General features: G+C 60.8%; 12 protein-coding genes. 1 reads left to right on the forward strand and 11 read right to left on the reverse strand.

Going from position 1 to position 16,822, the window contains the following annotated elements:
* Positions 1 to 10: 10 nt before the first annotated feature.
* On the reverse strand, positions 11 to 3,517 hold the full coding sequence (gene mfd, locus AC1DM5_RS02685; RefSeq protein WP_477974542.1) for a transcription-repair coupling factor: 3,507 nt from the start codon (positions 3,515 to 3,517) through the stop codon (positions 11 to 13).
* On the reverse strand, positions 3,514 to 3,816 hold the full coding sequence (locus tag AC1DM5_RS02690; protein WP_007811944.1) for an FAD assembly factor SdhE: 303 nt from the start codon (positions 3,814 to 3,816) through the stop codon (positions 3,514 to 3,516). Before AC1DM5_RS02690 ends, mfd begins: the two co-directional genes overlap by 4 nt.
* 95 nt (positions 3,817 to 3,911) lie before the next feature.
* On the opposite strand from AC1DM5_RS02690, the gene recG reads away from it, so the two are divergent.
* Entirely contained in the window at positions 3,912 to 6,017 is a 2,106-nt protein-coding gene (gene recG, locus AC1DM5_RS02695) for an ATP-dependent DNA helicase RecG (RefSeq protein ID WP_477974544.1), read from the forward strand.
* Here the strand turns inward: recG and AC1DM5_RS02700 are convergent.
* From AC1DM5_RS02700 to AC1DM5_RS02740, 9 genes are all read right to left on the reverse strand, one after another.
* On the reverse strand, positions 6,014 to 6,700 hold the full coding sequence (locus tag AC1DM5_RS02700; RefSeq protein WP_113319907.1) for a DUF502 domain-containing protein: 687 nt from the start codon (positions 6,698 to 6,700) through the stop codon (positions 6,014 to 6,016). The two genes, recG and AC1DM5_RS02700, sit on opposite strands and share 4 nt — an antisense overlap.
* Positions 6,701 to 6,824: 124 nt before the next feature.
* Positions 6,825 to 8,651 (reverse strand): glutamine--fructose-6-phosphate transaminase (isomerizing), encoded by a 1,827-nt coding sequence (gene glmS, locus AC1DM5_RS02705; protein ID WP_477822494.1) that lies wholly within the window; start codon positions 8,649 to 8,651, stop codon positions 6,825 to 6,827.
* 108 nt (positions 8,652 to 8,759) lie between these two features.
* Complete coding sequence (gene glmU / locus AC1DM5_RS02710; protein WP_477974546.1) at positions 8,760 to 10,121, reverse strand: bifunctional UDP-N-acetylglucosamine diphosphorylase/glucosamine-1-phosphate N-acetyltransferase GlmU; 1,362 nt, start codon at positions 10,119 to 10,121, stop codon at positions 8,760 to 8,762.
* 64 nt (positions 10,122 to 10,185) lie between these two features.
* Positions 10,186 to 10,959: a FadR/GntR family transcriptional regulator gene (locus AC1DM5_RS02715; RefSeq protein ID WP_477822496.1), complete on the reverse strand. Its 774-nt coding sequence runs from the start codon at positions 10,957 to 10,959 to the stop codon at positions 10,186 to 10,188.
* Between the two features lie 13 nt (positions 10,960 to 10,972).
* Positions 10,973 to 11,941 (reverse strand): galactofuranose ABC transporter, permease protein YjfF, encoded by a 969-nt coding sequence (gene yjfF, locus AC1DM5_RS02720; RefSeq protein ID WP_007826686.1) that lies wholly within the window; start codon positions 11,939 to 11,941, stop codon positions 10,973 to 10,975.
* Positions 11,938 to 12,948, reverse strand: coding sequence for an ABC transporter permease (locus tag AC1DM5_RS02725; RefSeq protein WP_113319902.1), 1,011 nt, complete (start codon positions 12,946 to 12,948; stop codon positions 11,938 to 11,940). The genes yjfF and AC1DM5_RS02725 overlap by 4 nt, the downstream gene beginning before the upstream one ends.
* Positions 12,945 to 14,468: a galactofuranose ABC transporter, ATP-binding protein YtfR gene (gene ytfR, locus AC1DM5_RS02730; RefSeq protein WP_477822497.1), complete on the reverse strand. Its 1,524-nt coding sequence runs from the start codon at positions 14,466 to 14,468 to the stop codon at positions 12,945 to 12,947. The genes AC1DM5_RS02725 and ytfR overlap by 4 nt, the downstream gene beginning before the upstream one ends.
* 118 nt (positions 14,469 to 14,586) lie before the next feature.
* Positions 14,587 to 15,549, reverse strand: a complete 963-nt coding sequence (gene ytfQ, locus AC1DM5_RS02735; RefSeq protein ID WP_007826690.1) for a galactofuranose ABC transporter, galactofuranose-binding protein YtfQ — start codon at positions 15,547 to 15,549, stop codon at positions 14,587 to 14,589.
* A 146-nt stretch (positions 15,550 to 15,695) separates the two neighbouring features.
* Positions 15,696 to 16,772 (reverse strand): BMP family ABC transporter substrate-binding protein, encoded by a 1,077-nt coding sequence (locus AC1DM5_RS02740; RefSeq protein WP_477974548.1) that lies wholly within the window; start codon positions 16,770 to 16,772, stop codon positions 15,696 to 15,698.
* Positions 16,773 to 16,822: the final 50 nt, after the last annotated feature.

The raw sequence follows: 16,822 nt of genomic DNA on the forward strand, positions 1-16,822 counted from the left end.
CGGGCTGTCCTTAGCTTTTCGCGAGCTCCGCAAGCTGCGTCATGATCACGGCCGCACCCTGCAGGCGCTTTTCCGGGCTCGGCAGGTCGCGGGTCAGGAAGAGGCTGTGGTCGGGGCGGATCTTCGCCATCGCGCCCTGCTTACCGATATAACCGACGAGATTGGCCGGGTTCGGGAATTCCTTGTTGCGGAACTGCACGACGACGCCCTTGGGGCCGGCATCGAGTTTCTCGACATTGGCGGTGCGGCAGAGCGACTTGATGTAGACGATCTTCAGCAGGTGCTGGACCTCCACCGGCATCGGCCCGAAGCGGTCGATCATCTCGGCACCGAAGCCATCGATCTCCTTGAGCTCGGTCACCTCGCCGAGGCGACGATAGAGCGCCATGCGTAGGTGCAGGTCGGGCACGTAGCCTTCCGGGATCATCACGGTCGTGCCGACGGATATCTGCGGCGACCAGCCGGTATCCTGGATCTCGTCGACACCCTTCACCTCGGCGACCGCCTCTTCCAGCATCTGCTGATACAGCTCGAAGCCGACTTCCTTGATGTGGCCGGACTGCTCCTCGCCGAGCAGGTTGCCGGCACCGCGGATATCGAGGTCGTGGCTTGCCAGCTGGAAGCCGGCGCCGAGCGTGTCCAGCGACTGCAGCACCTTGAGGCGGCGTTCGGCCGTTGCCGTCAGCACCTTGTTGACCGGCAGCGTGAAGAGCGCGAAGGCGCGCACCTTCGAGCGACCGACACGACCCCGCAGCTGGTAGAGCTGGGCGAGGCCGAACATATCGGCGCGATGGACGATCAGCGTGTTGGCGGTCGGCACATCGAGACCGGATTCGACGATGGTGGTCGAGAGCAGCACGTCATAGCGGCCTTCATAGAAGGCATTCATGATGTCTTCCAACTCGCCGGCCGGCATCTGGCCATGGGCGACAGCGACCTTCAGTTCCGGCACGTCGGACTGCAGGAAGGCGTGGATATCTTCGAGATCGGCAAGGCGCGGGCAGACATAGAAGCTCTGGCCGCCGCGATAATGCTCGCGCATCAGCGTCTCGCGGATGACGAGGCTGTCGAAGGGCGAGATGAAGGTGCGCACCGCCATGCGGTCGACCGGCGGCGTGGTGATGAGCGAGAGTTCGCGCACCCCGGTCATGGCAAGCTGCAGCGTGCGCGGGATCGGCGTTGCAGAGAGCGTCAGCACATGCACGTCGCTCTTCAGCTCCTTCAGGCGCTCCTTGTGCTTGACGCCGAAATGCTGCTCCTCGTCGATGATCAGCAGGCCGAGATTGGCGAAGTTGATGCCGGCGCCGAGTAACGCGTGGGTGCCGACGACGATGTCTGTCTTGCCGTCGGCCACTTCCTTCTTTGTGAGCGCCAGCTCCTTGGCGCCGACGAGGCGCGAGGCCTGCTGGATGCGGATCGGCAGACCACGGAAGCGCTCGGAGAAAGTCTTGAAATGCTGGCGGGAGAGCAGCGTCGTCGGCACGACGACGGCGACCTGGGCGCCGTTCATGGCAGCGACGAAGGCGGCGCGCAGTGCAACCTCGGTCTTGCCGAAGCCAACGTCGCCACAGACGAGGCGATCCATCGGGCGGCCGGCACCGAGATCGCCGCGCACGGCTTCGATGGCGTTTTCCTGGTCTTCCGTCTCGTCATAGGGGAAACGGGCGGCGAATTCGTCGTAGAGCCCTTCCGGCGTCGTCAGCACGGGCGCATGGCGCGTCAGGCGCTCGGCGGCGATGCGGATCAGCGCGTCGGCCATATCCAGCAGCCGCTTCTTGAGCTTGGCCTTGCGCATCTGCCACGCGCCACCGCCAAGCTTGTCTAGCTGTACTTCCGTGCCCTCACCGCCAAAACGCGACAGAAGATCGATGTTTTCGACCGGCAGGAAGAGTTTTGCGTCATCGGCATATTGCAGCTCGAGGCAGGCATGCGGCGCACCGGCCGCCTCGATGGTGCGAAGGCCGACGAAACGGCCGATGCCGTGTTCGGCGTGGACGACGATCGATCCTTCGTCCAGGCCCGCGACTTCGGAGATGAAGTCTGCCGCACGCTTCCTGCGGCGGGAACGGCGCACCATACGGTCGCCGAGAATATCCTGCTCGCCGATAACGATGAGATCGCCGGTCTCGAAACCGGCCTCGAGGCTGAATACAGCCGCTGCCGCCTCACCCTTTGCCAGGCCGCCGAGATCCTTCAGCGCGTTGATCGGCTTGACCCGCTCAAGGCCGTGTTCGTTCAGCACCTGCAGCAGGCGCTCGAGCGACCCCTCGGTCCAGGCGGTGATGACGACCTTCGCGCCGCTGGCGCGCTTGTCGGCAATATGTTTGACAACGACGTCGAAGACGTTGACGCGCTCGGCATCACCGCCGCCTTCGGCATTGGAGCGCGCCCATCGCGGCCCCTGGCGTGCATCGAGATTGACGACGCGGCGTGCCTCGCCCTCATGCTCGTTGAAAGGCGACACCCTGATAGCGTTGATCGCATCGAGCGTGCGCACGAAGGTCTTGCTGTCGAGATAGAGCTGACCGGGCGAGACCGGCTTATAGGGCGTGCCCTGCGCCATCTGACCCTTGCCCGGCTGGCCGGAATTCAGGCGTGCATCATAATAATCATAGACGAGCTTGGAACGCTCTTCTGCCGCCTCGCGAACCGTATGATCGGTGACGATGCGGAAGCCGGAGAGGTAATCGAACACCGTCTCCAGCCTCTCGTAGAACAGCGGCAGCCAGTGCTCCATGCCGGGATAGCGGCGACCTTCGGAAACGGCGAGGTAGAGCGCATCGTCGCGGGTGGCAGCACCGAAGGTGGAGAGGTAATTCTTGCGGAAGCGGCTGATCGTATCCGGCGTCAGCGTCACCTCGCTCATCGGGTTGAGATCGAGGGAGCGGACTTGTCCGATCGTGCGCTGGCTTGCCGGATCGAAGCTGCGGATGCTCTCCAGCGTATCGCCGAAGAAATCGAGGCGGACGGGCTCTTCCGACCCGGGCACGAAGACATCGAGAATGCCGCCGCGCACGGCATATTCGCCGACCTCGCGTACGGTTGCCACGCGCTCGAAGCCGTTGCGCTCCAGTCGGCCGGCAATATCCTCCATGCGCACCTGATTGCCAGGGCGCGCCGAGAAGGTCAGGCTTTCGATGATGTCCTGCGGCGCCACCTTCTGCAGCATCGCATTGGCCGTGACCAGCACGATTGCCGCATGCGGCTTCTTGCGGTGGGCGATCAGGCCCGAGAGCGCGGCCAGACGGCGTGCCGAGGTATCGGCGCTCGGCGAGACGCGGTCATAGGGAAGACAGTCCCAGGCGGGCAGTGTCAGGACCGGAATATCGGGCGCGACGAAGCCCAGCATCTGCTCCAGATCAGTCATACGATGACCGTCCGACAGAACATAGGCAACAGGTTCGCCGTTGCGGGCGAGCTCGGCGAGCAGCAGCGGTTCCATGCCCGAGGGCACGTTGCCGATCGTCAGCGGCTCGGCGGCGGCTGCAAGCTTCTTGGCATCAAAACCAGGGATCATTCAGGCATCCGGGGCGTGTCAAAATCGGGCTTATAGGCGGCGATACGGGCAAACATGGGTGTCTTTAAATGTTCGGGCGTCGGCCAGGTTCCCATGATCCAGCGCACGAGGTCATTGTCCTCCTCAGCCATGATCGTCTCGAACTCGTCGAGCTCGGCTTCGCTCATGGTGGGAAGTTCATTTTCAGCGAACTGGCCGAAGACAAGATCCATCTCTCTGATACCGCGGTGCCAGCAACGGAAAAGAATCCGGCGGCGGCGCGGGTCAAGACCGGCGCTCGTGAGCGTTACACCTGTCATGGCATTCACCTTCTTTGTTGATGCGCCTCTATAGACCCTCGAAAGCGGCTTGTCAGCCTTGCCAAGGCCCTATTGTTCATCGCATTTTGGCGCCCATGCGCCCCGCCATTCTCGATCCGCTGTTTTCTCCCGTTTCGGGCCTTCCTGGCGTCGGCCCGAAGATCTCGGAGCTCTTCGTCAAGCTGCTCGGACGCGAGACGCCTGACGATTGCCGCGTCATCGATCTCCTGTTCCATGCGCCCTATTCACTGATCGACCGGCGCAACCAGCCGGGGATAGCCCGCGCGCCGCAGGGGGCGATCGTGACGATCACCGCCCATGTCGACCGGCATCAGGCGCCGCCACGCGGCAAGAGCAATATTCCCTACCGCGTCTTCCTGCACGACGAGACTGGCGAGCTTTCACTCGTTTTCTTCCGCGGACAGGCGGCGTGGCTGGAAAAACAGCTGCCGATCGACGAGGAAGTAACCGTTAGTGGCAAGGTCGATTGGTTCAACGGCCGCGCCTCCATGGTCCACCCCGACTATATCGTCAAGGCGAGCGATGCCGAGAACCTGCCGCTGGTAGAGCCGATCTATCCGCTGACGGCAGGGCTTTCGCCGAAGACGCTGCGCAAGATCATCGAGGCGGCCCTACCCCGCATGCCGGAACTGCCGGAATGGATCGATCTTTCACTGGCGCAGAAGCAGGGTCTACCGTCGATCCGCGATAGCTTTCATATGCTGCACGAGCCGCGGGATCCGTCCGATATCGATCCGCAAGCCCCTGCCCGCCGCAGGCTTGCCTATGACGAGTTCCTGGCCGGCCAGCTGTCGCTGTCGCTGGTGCGGCAGAGGCTGCGCAAAGTGGCCGGGCAACCCGTATATGCTACTGGAGAAATCAGCGGCAAAATATTGCAAAACCTTCCCTTTTCGCCAACGCGCAGCCAGACCGAAGCCATTGCCGACGTCCTGAAGGATATGGCCGGCACGGAGCGCATGCTGCGGCTGCTGCAAGGCGATGTCGGCTCCGGCAAGACGCTGGTCGCGCTACTGTCGATGGCCGCCGTCATCGAGAGCGGCGGACAGGCCGTGCTGATGGCGCCGACGGAAATTCTCGCCCGCCAGCATCATGCGACGATCTCGAAATTTGCGGGTGCCGCCGGTCTTGGCGTCGAAGTGCTGACGGGCCGCACCAAGGGCCGCGAGCGGGAAGATATTCTCGAGCGTATTGCGTCGGGCGAAGCGCAGATCATTATCGGCACGCATGCCCTCTTCCAGGACAGCGTCAATTACAAGAACCTGATGCTGGCCGTCGTCGACGAGCAGCATCGTTTCGGCGTGCACCAGCGCCTGCGGCTAACGGCAAAGGGCATCTCGCCGCATATGCTGGTCATGACGGCAACGCCGATCCCACGCACGCTGGTGCTGGCAGCCTTTGGCGACATGGACGTCTCGAAGCTGACGGAGAAGCCTGCTGGCCGCAAGCCGATCCAGACGATCACCGTTCCGACCGAGCGGACCGGCGAGATCGTTGGCCGCCTGAAGAGTGCGCTGATAGAAGGCAAGAAGGCCTACTGGATCTGCCCGTTGGTCGAGGAATCTGAGGAGCTGGATCTGATGTCGGCGGAGGAGCGGCATGCGACGCTGGTCTCTGCACTCGGTCCAGGCATCGGCCTCATTCACGGGCGCATGAGCGGACCGGAGAAGGATGCCGTGATGCTCGCCTTCAAGAGCGGCGAATTGCGGCTGCTGGTGGCGACCACCGTCGTCGAAGTCGGGGTCGACGTGCCGGATGCGACGATCATGGTGATCGAACATGCCGAGCGCTTCGGGCTGGCGCAGCTCCACCAGCTTCGCGGGCGTGTCGGACGAGGCGACGAGGCCTCGACCTGCATCCTGCTCTATAAGGGACCTCTCGGTGAAACAGGCCATGCGCGGCTTTCGATCATGCGCGAAACGGAAGACGGCTTCCGGATCGCGGAAGAGGATCTGAAGCTGCGCGGCGAAGGCGAAGTTCTCGGGACGCGTCAGTCAGGTACGCCGGGCTTTCGTATCGCCAGCCTCGAGGCGCATGCCGACCTCCTGGAGATTGCTCGCAAGGACGCGGCCTATCTGATCGAGCGCGATCCGGAACTGACGAGCGAACGCGGCGAGGCAGTGCGCACCCTGCTCTATCTCTTCCGTCGAGACGAAGCGATCCGCTTCCTCAGAGCCGGTTAGTCGACCTTGGATATCGCCTTCGGCTTGGGACGGACGACCGGCAAATGTTCCGGGGCAACGAGGCCGCCTGATATCAGGAATTTGGCGGCATCCTCCGGGTTCATGTCGAGCATGACGATCTTCTCGCGCGGCACGAAGACGAGGAAGCCCGCCGTCGGCACCGGTGTCGGCGGCAGGAAGACCGCGACCATATCCTCACCCATCGCATTGAACTTCGAACCAATCTCGCCCTTGGCATCGGTGGCGATGAAGACGAGCGCCCAAAGGCCTGGGCCAGGATATTCGATCAGGCCGACCTTCTTGAAGGAATTCGACTGTTCCTTCAGCACCGTTTCGAAGATCTGCTTCACGCTTCTGTAGATAGTGCGCACCAGCGGCATGCGCTGTACGATAGATTCACCGAAACGGACGATGCTCTGACCGATGAGGTTCTTGCCGAGGAAGCCAACGATCGTGATGATAATCACTGCGGTCAACAGACCGAAGCCGGGAATGGCGAAATTTATGTAGCTTTCCGGATTCCAGCGCGCCGGGATATAGGGCCGCACCCAACTGTCCGACCAGTGGATGAAGGTCCAGGTCAGCCAGATGGTGATCGCGATCGGTGCACAGATGATAAGGCCGGCGAGAAAATTATTCCTCAGCCGCATTGCGACCGGCACTCGGGGAGCCTTCTCGGTCATCTTTTCTGATGAACTCCGTTTCAGTCTTTAGACAGGCCGGTTCACCCGGCCTTCCCCCTGTGTCCGCAGGCACAAAACTGCCAGAATTCGGCATATCATACAATATATTTCAGCCCGTCGGGACTTACTCCACAGTTACCGATTTTGCGAGGTTGCGCGGCTGGTCGACGTCCGTGCCCATGAAGACCGCGGTGTGGTAGGCGAGCAGCTGGATCGGCAGCGAGAAGATCATTGGCGAGATGATTTCATCGACATTCGGAAGCGTGATCGTCGCCATGGTCGGCAGTTTCGAAGCAGCCGCACCGTTCTCGTCGGTGATGAAGATGATTCGGCCGCCGCGGGCTGCGACTTCCTGCATGTTGGACACGGTCTTATCGAAGAAACGGTCATAGGGTGCAATGACGATGACGGGCATGTTTTCGTCGATCAGCGCGATCGGTCCATGCTTCAGCTCGCCGGCGGCATAACCTTCGGCATGGATATAGGAGATTTCCTTGAGCTTCAGCGCGCCTTCCATGGCGAGCGGGAAGCTGGTGCCGCGGCCGAGATAGAGCACGTCCTTGCACTTGGAGAGTTCGCGGGACAAGCCTTCCATCTGCGGCTGGATGAGATTGAGGACGCGACTCATGATGCGCGGCATTTCCGCAAGATGGCGCACCATCGCCTTCTCGTCGTCGGCGCTGATCGTGCCGCGCGCACGGCCGGCGCCGATTGCCAGCGAGGCAAGCACGGCAAGCTGGCAGGTGAAGGCCTTGGTGGAGGCAACGCCGATTTCCGGGCCGGCCATGATCGGGAAGACGGCGTCGGATTCGCGGGCGATGGTCGATTCGCGCACGTTGACGACGGCGCCGATCTTCAAACCGTTGTCTTTGCAGTAGCGGAGTGATGCCAGCGTATCGGCGGTCTCACCCGACTGCGAGATGAAGAGGGCTGCCTGCGAGGCCTGCAGCGGCATTTCGCGGTAACGGAATTCCGAGGCGACATCGATTTCGACCGGCAGGCGCGCATAGCGTTCGAACCAGTATTTGCCGATCAGGCCGGCGAGATAGGCCGTGCCGCAGGCCGAGATTGCAAGACCAGTTGCGGCCTTGAAATCGATGGCGGATGCATTCGGGCTGATCGTGTTGGCGGCGAAATCCACATAGTGGCTGAGCGCATGGGAGATGACCTCGGGCTGCTCGTAGATTTCCTTTTCCATGAAGTGGCGGTGATTGCCCTTGTCGACCACATAAGCGGTCGCCTGGGAGATCTGGCGCGGACGCTTGACCACCTTGCCGGAGAAATCGAGTACGGTCGCGCCCTCGCGGGTGATGACCGCCCAGTCGCCATCGACGAGATAGGTGATCTCGTTGGTGAATGGCGATAGCGCAATGGCATCCGAGCCCAGGAACATTTCGCCCTTGCCGTAACCGATGGCCAGCGGCGGGCCGGAGCGGGCCGCCATGATCGTGCCGGGGTCATTCTTCAGCATGACCGCCAGCGCATAGGCGCCGGTGACGCGGTTCAGCATCTTCAGCATGGCTTCGCGCGGGGAAAGACCCTCGCGCAGATATTTCGCCATCAGGTGGGCGACGACTTCCGTATCGGTCTGGCTTTGAAAGGCAGCGCCCTCGTGGCTCAGCTCGTCGCGCAGCTCGGAGAAGTTCTCGATGATGCCATTGTGGACGACGGCGACGCCTTCGACGAAATGCGGATGGGCGTTGGTCTCGTTCGGCACACCGTGGGTTGCCCAGCGCGTGTGGGCGATGCCGGTCGTTCCCGGCAGCGGCTCGCTGTCGAGACGCTTTTCGAGATTGAAGAGCTTGCCCTCTGCGCGGCGGCGATCCATCACGCCTTCATGGATTGTGGCGACGCCGGCGGAATCATAGCCGCGATATTCCAGCCGCTTCAGCGCATCGACGAGACGGCCCGCAACCGGCGCATTTCCGACGATCCCCACAATTCCGCACATGCAAACTTCCCCTCAGACCTATCCAGTGAGGCCACTCCTAGCGATTCTCGCTTATTTCTCAATTGGTACGGCGGTCACTTTCGGTTTCCGCCCGTTACGCAAGAAGGCTCAACCCTTGGCCTTTTTCGCCGCCTTGATGGCAAGTGCCCGCTCGCGTAGTAGCTTGGCCCGCTCGGGCTTGATTTCCTGCCGCGCACGGCCGAAAGCCAGCGCATTATCAGGCACATCCGCTGTGATGACGCTACCCGAAGCGATATAGGCGCTGTCCCCTATCGTGACGGGAGCAACCAGCGACGAGTTCGAGCCGATGAAAGTGTCCTTGCCGATAACAGTCTCGAACTTGTTCACGCCGTCATAATTGCAGGTGATCGTGCCGGCACCGATATTGGTGCCGGAGCCGATGACGGCATCACCGATATAGGTCAGATGATTGACCTTGGCGCCTTCGCCGATCTTGCCGTTCTTGACCTCGCAGAAATTGCCGACCTTGGAGCCAACAGAGAGATCGGCACCCGGCCGCAGACGCGCAAACGGACCGACCGTTGCGCCTTCGCTGACGTGGGCGCCCTCGATATGCGAGAAGGCATGAATGACCGCGCCGCTATCGATGACGGCGCCGGGACCGAAGACGACGTTCGGCTCGACCAAGGCATCCTGGCCGATGACCGTGTCGTAAGAGAGAAAGACCGTTTCCGGAGCGATCATCGTAACACCCGAGAGCATCAACTCGTGGCGGCGGCGCTCCTGCCAGAAACGTTCGATCGCAGCGAGTTCAGCACGGTTGTTGCAGCCGGCCATCTCGACTTCAGGCGCATCGACGGCAGTGACGCGGCCACCCAGCGAGCGGGCGATCTCGACGAGATCGGTCAGATAATATTCGCCCTTGGCATTGCTGTTGCCGATGCGTGACAGAAGGTCGAGCGCCTTGCGGCCGTTGATCGCCATCAGGCCGCTATTGCACCACTTGACGGTGCGCTCGGCATCGGTCGCGTCCTTTTCCTCGCGGATAGCAATCAGTTCGCCATCCTTGACGAGCAGACGTCCGTAGCCGGTCGGATGATCCGTGTGAAAACCAATCACGACGATGTCACTGCCTTCGGCAATCGCCTTGCGCGCCTCGAGCAGCGGACCCGCCGTCTGGAGCGGCACATCACCGTAGGTCACAAGGATATCGTCATAGCCTTCGGCAATCGCCTCGCGGGCGGCGAGAACAGCGTGGCCGGTACCGAGACGCTGTTCCTGAATATAGGATTTGATCGTCACGCCGCCGATATCGGCGGCCCTCGCCACTTTCTCGGCATCGCGGCCGACGACGAGGGCCACGGATGAAACGCCTGTCGCGGCCACGGCATCGACGACATGGGCGATCATCGGGCGGCCGGCGACCTCATGAAGCACCTTCGATTTTGCGGATTTCATGCGCGTGCTGTCGCCGGCGGCGAGAATGACGGCAAGGCAGGTGCGTTCCATGGGCAGACTCCGAGAATCCATTGCTAGTCGGCTGTTCTGCCGCTCATAGCAGCAAGGCGAGGCTTCAAAAAGAAGAAATCGGCAGGGAAACGATGGGCTCGGAGAGCGCGGAGAAGGCTTCGTGGACGTGATCCCTGCCCTCAACAATCACATCTTCCATCGCTTTGCGTGCCGCTGCGGAATTACCTACAGCGATGGCGTCGACGATGCGCATGTGGGTTTCGGCGATGTTGGCGAAACCGTTCTGCGAGGGCGGCGTGCTCATGCGGAACATACCGACGAGTGCCGCCTCGATAAGCCCACCGAGCGTACGCATGAAGGGATTGTGGGATACCTCGGAAACGGCGAGATGGAAGCGCAAGTCGGCAAGTGCCAAGCTGTCGGACGTGTGGCCGCTTGCGGCCATGTCGAGCGCCAGACCGCGCAGCAATTCGATATCGGCCGGGTTTGCACGCTCGGCCACGAGACCGGCGGCAAATGGTTCGAAAGCCAGGCGGATATCGTAGAGTTGCAGGAGGAATTCTTCGCTGACACCGTTGGCGAAATGCCAGGAGATGATTTCGGTGTCGAACATGTTCCAGAAGTTCTTTTCCGTCACACGCGTGCCGACACGCGCCTTTGCAACGACCATGCCCTTGGCGGCAAGCGTCTTCATCGTTTCACGCAGCACCGTGCGTGAGACCTTGAAGCGCTGCGCCAGCTCTCCATCTCCAGGCAAGATCGTGCCGACAGGATAGATGCCGGCAACGATTGAACGGCCGAGTTCGTCGACGACATGCGCGTGGCTTGTTCGGGTTCTTCGCCCTGCCTTACGGGTTTCAAGCTGTCTGTTGCGCAATCCGTTACTCCTCCTAGCCATATCTCCTGTTCAGACTGGAAAGGAAAAGGATGGCCTTCTGCATTACCATGAATGCAAAAAGCAGCAGGCCAATCAGGATTTTCGTCCACCAGCTCGACAGCGTACCATCGAAGGTGATGTAAGTCTGAATGAGCCCCTGGATCAGCAGACCGATGAAGGTCCCTGCCACGAATCCCGCTCCTCCTGTCAGCAGCGTCCCTCCAATGACGACTGCCGCGATGGCATCCAGTTCGACGCCCACCGCCGCAAGAGAATATCCGGCAGAGGTGTATAGGGAAAAAACGATTCCGGATAGGCCCGCCAGGAAACCTGACAATGCGTAGATCTGGATCGTCGTGCGCGCCACCGGAACGCCCATCAATTGCGCCGTCTGCACGCCGCCGCCCAGCGCATAGACGTTGGTCCCGAAACGGGTGCGATGGGCGATGAAGATGCCGGTTGCGAAGACGACCAGCATGATGCCGCCGATCAGCGTCAAGCGCCCACCGCCCGGCAGACGGTAGTAGAGGCTGGTCAGCGTCGAATAATATTCGTGATTGATCGGAATGCTGTCGATCGACAGGACATAGGCCATGCCGCGAGCAAGGAACATCCCGGCAAGTGTCACGATGAAGGGTGGCATTTGCAGGAAGTGAATGATCATTCCCATGACCGCACCGAAGGCCGTGGTGATGATGAGAACGATTGCGAAGGCGGCCAGCGGATGAATGCTGGTGTTCTGCAGGACCACGGCCAGAAAGACGCCAGTGAAGGCGATGACGGACCCGATCGACAGATCGATACCACCGGAGATGATGACAAAGGTCATGCCGACGGCGGCAATGCCGAGAAATGCGTTATCCGTCAGCAGGTTGCCGATGACGCGTGTCGACAGCATGTTCGGATATTGCAGCGTGCAGACCGCATAGGCGAGCACGAAGATGACGATCGTTGCAAGGAGCGGCAAATATTTGGAATTCATTTGTGCCCTCCTGCGTCCGTCCGGCGAGTGAAGAAGCTGGCGAGCGATTGCATGGCCGGCGACTGGATGACCAGGATGACAATGATGATGACCGCCTTGATGATGAGGTTGAACTCCGGCGGAAAGCCGGAAAGCAGGATACCGGTGTTGACCGCCTGGATGATCATCGCGCCGATCAGCGAACCGATGATGCTGAAGCGGCCGCCGAGCAGCGAATTACCGCCGACGACAACGGCGAGGATGGCATCGAGCTCCAGCCAGAGGCCGGCATTGTTGGCGTCCGCCCCCTTGATGTCGGCGGCGACGATGATGCCGGCGATGGACGCGCAGAGGCCGCTCAGCATATAGACCGCCATCAGCAGCACCGGCGTCTGTACGCCTGAAAGCGTGCTCGCGCGCCTGTTGATGCCGACAGCCTCGATCAGCATGCCGAGCGCCGTGCGGCGAACCAGCAGGATGACAAGCAGGGCGGCGATCAGCCAGATGACGACGGGCATGGGCAGGAAGGCGAAGGAGCCGCTGCCGAGAAAGATCAGCCCGTCATCGTTGAAGGTCATGATGACACCTTCGGTAATGAGCTGGGCTATCCCGCGGCCGGCGACCATCAAAACAAGGGTCGCAATGATCGGCTGGATATTGAGGACGGCAACGAGAAAACCGTTCCAGAAGCCGCAGAGCAGACCGATGATAACGGTAAGCGCCAGAGTATAGGCAAGCGAATTGCCTTCGACGATCGACGAGGCCGCGACGGCGCCGCAGATCGCGATCACGGCGCCGACCGAAAGGTCGATGCCCTTGGTGGCGATGACGAGGGTCATGCCAATCGCCAGCAACGCCACAGGCGCGCCGCGATTGAGCACATCGATGATGCTCCCATAGAGCCGGCCGTTTTGAACAATCACATCAAGAAACTGCGGGAAAAAGCTGAAATTCAAAAGAAGAACAACCAAAAGCGCAATCAATTGTGGCGCAAGACGAGAGCCCAGCACCTTCAGCGAGGCAGTCATGCATCCTCCGTTCGTTTGTCGGCGGCAGCAATGGCGTCGACGATGCCGGCGGCGGTAATGCGCTCACCGGTCAATTCAGCGATATGTTCGCGATCGCGCAGTACGATGACGCGCGAACTGTAGGCGACCAGCTCTTCCAGTTCCGAGGAAATGACGATCAGCGACATGCCCCTGGCGCACAATTGCTCGATCAGCTTGATGATCTCGGCATGAGCACCGACATCGATGCCACGGGTCGGTTCGTCCAGGATCAGGAAATCCGGATTTGTAGCGAGCCAGCGGGCAAGGATCGCCTTCTGCTGATTGCCGCCCGACAGCAGCCGGATGGGTTTTTCGCGATCGGTCGTGCGGATATCGAGCGCCTTGATGTATTCGTCGGCAATCGCATTCTGTTCTGCGCGCGAAAGCGGCCGTGCCCAGCCTCGGCGGGCCTGCAGGGCAAGGGCGATGTTCTCGCGGATCGACAGGTCGCCGATGATCCCATCCGTCTTGCGGTCCTCCGGGCAAAAGCCGAAACCCTTGCCGATCGCAGCACGCGGGCTTGACAGCGTCACCGGCGATCCATCGATCCTGGCGATGCCGCTGTCGGCACTTTCGATACCGAACATGAGTTCGGCGGTCTCTGTGCGCCCGGAGCCCAGAAGTCCGGCAATGCCGACGACTTCGCCGACGCGGACCTCGAGATCGAAGGGCTTCACCTTGCCGCGTTTCCCAAAGCCCTCGAAAGTATATTTGACCTCGCCGGCGGCAATGGTGCGTTCTTTGGCGGCATGTTCCGTCTGGGCGAGTTCGCGCCCGAGCATCATGGCGATCAGGTTCTGCCGCGGCAGTTCGGCTGCCTCGTGCGTACCGACGAGCCGGCCATTTCGCAGCACGGTGATGCGGTCGCTGATTGCATAAACCTGCTCAAGGAAATGGGTAATAAAGACAATGCCTAATCCGCGCTTCTTCAAGTCATTTATGACGCCAAAAAGCATTTCGACTTCATGCGTATCGAGACTGGCCGTTGGCTCATCCAGAATGAGCACCTTGCCGGAGAGGTCGACGGCCCGGGCGATAGCCACGATCTGCTGGACGGCGACCGAAAATCGGTCGAGCTGCGCGGTTACATCGATATCGAGGCCATAGCCTGCCAGAAGTTCGCGGGCCTTCCGATTCATGGTGCGGGCATCGATCATGCCGAAGCGCTTCGGCTGGCGGCCGAGGAAAAGGTTTTCCGCAACGCTGAGATTGGAAAGGAGGTTGACCTCCTGGTAGACGGTGCCGATGCCCAGCTTCTGGGCGGCCAGCGTATCGGCCGGATCGATCTCGTGACCTTCCAGCGTCAGGCTTCCGCCGTCGCGGCGATAGGCACCTGTGATGCACTTGATGAGCGTCGATTTGCCGGCGCCATTTTCGCCGAGAAGCGCATGCACCTCGCCCCGGCGCAGCGTGAAATCCACCTTATCCAGGGCAACGGCGCCGGGGAAGAATTTCGATATGCCGGAGGCTGCGAGAATATTCTCGAAATTGTGAACCATGAGGGTTGCTGTTTCCTGATATTGCGCCTTACGCCTGAACCAAAAACGAGCATGACGCCCTGCTGGTACCGGCAGTTCCGCACCGGTCCATGATGGACCGGTGCGGTTCCAGCTGCAATCAGTAACCCTGACCCTTCTTCTCTTCGTAGACCTTCATCGGGTCGTCGGCAGGCGTGTAGAGCTTAGACTCGGTCTGGATCCACTTCGGCGGTGCCTTCTTGTCCTTCAGATAAGCATCGAGCGCATCGAAGGCCGGACCTGCCATGTTCGGCGTCAGCTCAACCGTGGCATTGGCCTCGCCCTCGGACATGGCCTTGAAGATATCGGGCACGGCGTCGATGGAGACGACGAGGATATCCTTGCCGGGCTTCAGGCCAGCTTCCTTGATCGCCTGGATGGCGCCGACGGCCATGTCGTCGTTATGGGCGTAGAGAGCGCAGATATCCTTGCCGCCATTCTCTGCCTTCAGGAAGCTTTCCATGACTTCCTTGCCCTTGGTGCGGGTGAAGTCACCGGTCTGGCTGCGAACGATCTTCAGGTTGTCGTGACCGGCAAGGGCCTCTTCGAAGCCCTTCTTGCGAGCGATGGCCGGCGACGAACCGGTCGTGCCCTGCAGCTCGACGACATTGCACTTCTTGTCGCCGACGGTCTTGACCAAGAAGTCGCCGGCGACCTTGCCTTCATGGACCAGGTCGGAGGTAACTGCTGTCAGGTAGAGATCGTCGGGAGCCTTGATCGTGCGGTCGAGAAGGATGACCGGAATCTTGGCTTCCTTGGCTTCCTTCAGAACGTCGTCCCAGCCGGTTTCGACGACAGGAGCAACGAGAATGGCATCGACGCCCTGTGCAATGAAGGAACGAAGAGCCTTGATCTGGTTTTCCTGTTTCTGCTGTGCATCGGCAAACTTGAGATCGATGCCGCGCTTTTTGGCCTGTTCCTTCGTCACGGTCGTTTCAGCCGCGCGCCAGCCCGATTCCGAGCCGATCTGCGAGAAGCCGACAGTCAAGCCGGCAGCCGAAGCCGAACCGAACATGCAGGCAGCCAAAATCGTGGCACTCAAAAGTGCAGTCTTCAATTTCATGATGTCCTCCCAATGCCGCGTCTCGCGGCGCAGGATCAAAAAATCATATAGTAATACTTTTGTAAATGAGCATTTTGGTATGCACCGCAGCAAAAAAGGCGCCCTTTTCAGGGCGCCTTTTCGCAACTGCGAGTTACAAACTCTGCTTATTGCGCCGGCAGCTTGTCGTCCACGCCTTCGACGTAGAAGTTCATGCCGAGCAGCGTGCCGTCATCGGCCTTCTCGCCGGCCTTCAGCCAGGGCGTGCCGTCCTGCTTGTTGATCGGACCGGTGAAGGGATGCAGTTCGCCGGACTTGATCTTGGCTTCGGTTTCCTCAGCCATTTTCTTTACGTCGTCAGGCATGTTCGTATAGGGCGCCATCTTGAGGATGCCATCCTTCAGGCCGTCCCAGCTCTGCTCGGACTTCCAGGTGCCGTCCAGAAGCGCATGAACGCGCTTGGCGTAATAGTTGCCCCAGGTATCGACGATTGCCGTCAGCTGCGCCTTCGGCCCGGCTGCGATCATGTCCGATGCCTGACCGAAAGCGTGGATACCGCGTTCTTCGGCCACCTGCATCGGCGCGGTCGTGTCGGTGTGCTGCGTCAACACGTCGACGCCCTGGTCGATCATGGCCTTGGCGGCGTCGGCTTCCTTGCCCGGGTCGAACCAGGTGTTGACCCAGATGACCTTGAGCTTGAAGCTCGGGTCGATCGACCTGGCGCCCTGCTCGAAGGAGTTGATGCCCATGACCACTTCCGGGATCGGGAAGGAGGCGATGTAGGCAGCGCCGTGGTTCTTCGAGGTTTTGGCAGCGATCTGGCCGAGGATGTAGCGACCTTCATAGAAACGCGAGTTGTAGGTCGCGAGATTCGGGCCGGACTTGTAACCGGTGCCGTGCTCGAACTTCACCTTCGGGAACTTGGCAGCGACCTTCACCGTCGCGTCCATGAAGCCGAAAGACGTGGTGAAAATCAGCTGGCAGCCGGAGCGGGCAAGGCGCTCGATGGCGCGCTCGGCATCCGGGCCTTCCGGAACGTTTTCGAGATAAGGCGTCTCGATCTTGTCGCCGAATTCGGCCTGGACCTGCTGGCGGCCGACATCGTGCGCCTGCGAATAACCGCCGTCATTGTGTGCCCCTACATAGACGAAGCAGACCTTCGTCTTATCCGCTGCCGCGGCAGCAGAGGAAATGCCGATCACGGCTGCTGCCGATGCGGCAAGTGTGAGTGCGAACTTCTTCATGGTGACCCCTGTTGGTTTGAAGTTATTCCGGAAACCCGTCCATGTTCTTG

The sequence above is a fragment of the Rhizobium sp. 01T437 genome (assembly GCF_056398505.1).

Excerpts from the sequence above, each read along its gene's own strand:
- ytfR (WP_477822497.1), bottom strand. The coding sequence starts at position 14,468 with ATGGTTCACAATTTCGAGAATATTCTCGCAGCCTCCGGCATATCGAAA.
- AC1DM5_RS02700 (WP_113319907.1), bottom strand. The coding sequence starts at position 6,700 with ATGACCGAGAAGGCTCCCCGAGTGCCGGTCGCAATGCGGCTGAGGAAT.
- ytfQ (WP_007826690.1), bottom strand. The coding sequence starts at position 15,549 with ATGAAATTGAAGACTGCACTTTTGAGTGCCACGATTTTGGCTGCCTGC.
- glmS (WP_477822494.1), bottom strand. The coding sequence starts at position 8,651 with ATGTGCGGAATTGTGGGGATCGTCGGAAATGCGCCGGTTGCGGGCCGT.
- recG (WP_477974544.1), top strand. The coding sequence starts at position 3,912 with ATGCGCCCCGCCATTCTCGATCCGCTGTTTTCTCCCGTTTCGGGCCTT.
- glmU (WP_477974546.1), bottom strand. The coding sequence starts at position 10,121 with ATGGAACGCACCTGCCTTGCCGTCATTCTCGCCGCCGGCGACAGCACG.
- mfd (WP_477974542.1), bottom strand. The coding sequence starts at position 3,517 with ATGATCCCTGGTTTTGATGCCAAGAAGCTTGCAGCCGCCGCCGAGCCG.
- AC1DM5_RS02690 (WP_007811944.1), bottom strand. The coding sequence starts at position 3,816 with ATGACAGGTGTAACGCTCACGAGCGCCGGTCTTGACCCGCGCCGCCGC.
- AC1DM5_RS02725 (WP_113319902.1), bottom strand. The coding sequence starts at position 12,948 with ATGACTGCCTCGCTGAAGGTGCTGGGCTCTCGTCTTGCGCCACAATTG.
- yjfF (WP_007826686.1), bottom strand. The coding sequence starts at position 11,941 with ATGAATTCCAAATATTTGCCGCTCCTTGCAACGATCGTCATCTTCGTG.
- AC1DM5_RS02740 (WP_477974548.1), bottom strand. The coding sequence starts at position 16,772 with ATGAAGAAGTTCGCACTCACACTTGCCGCATCGGCAGCAGCCGTGATC.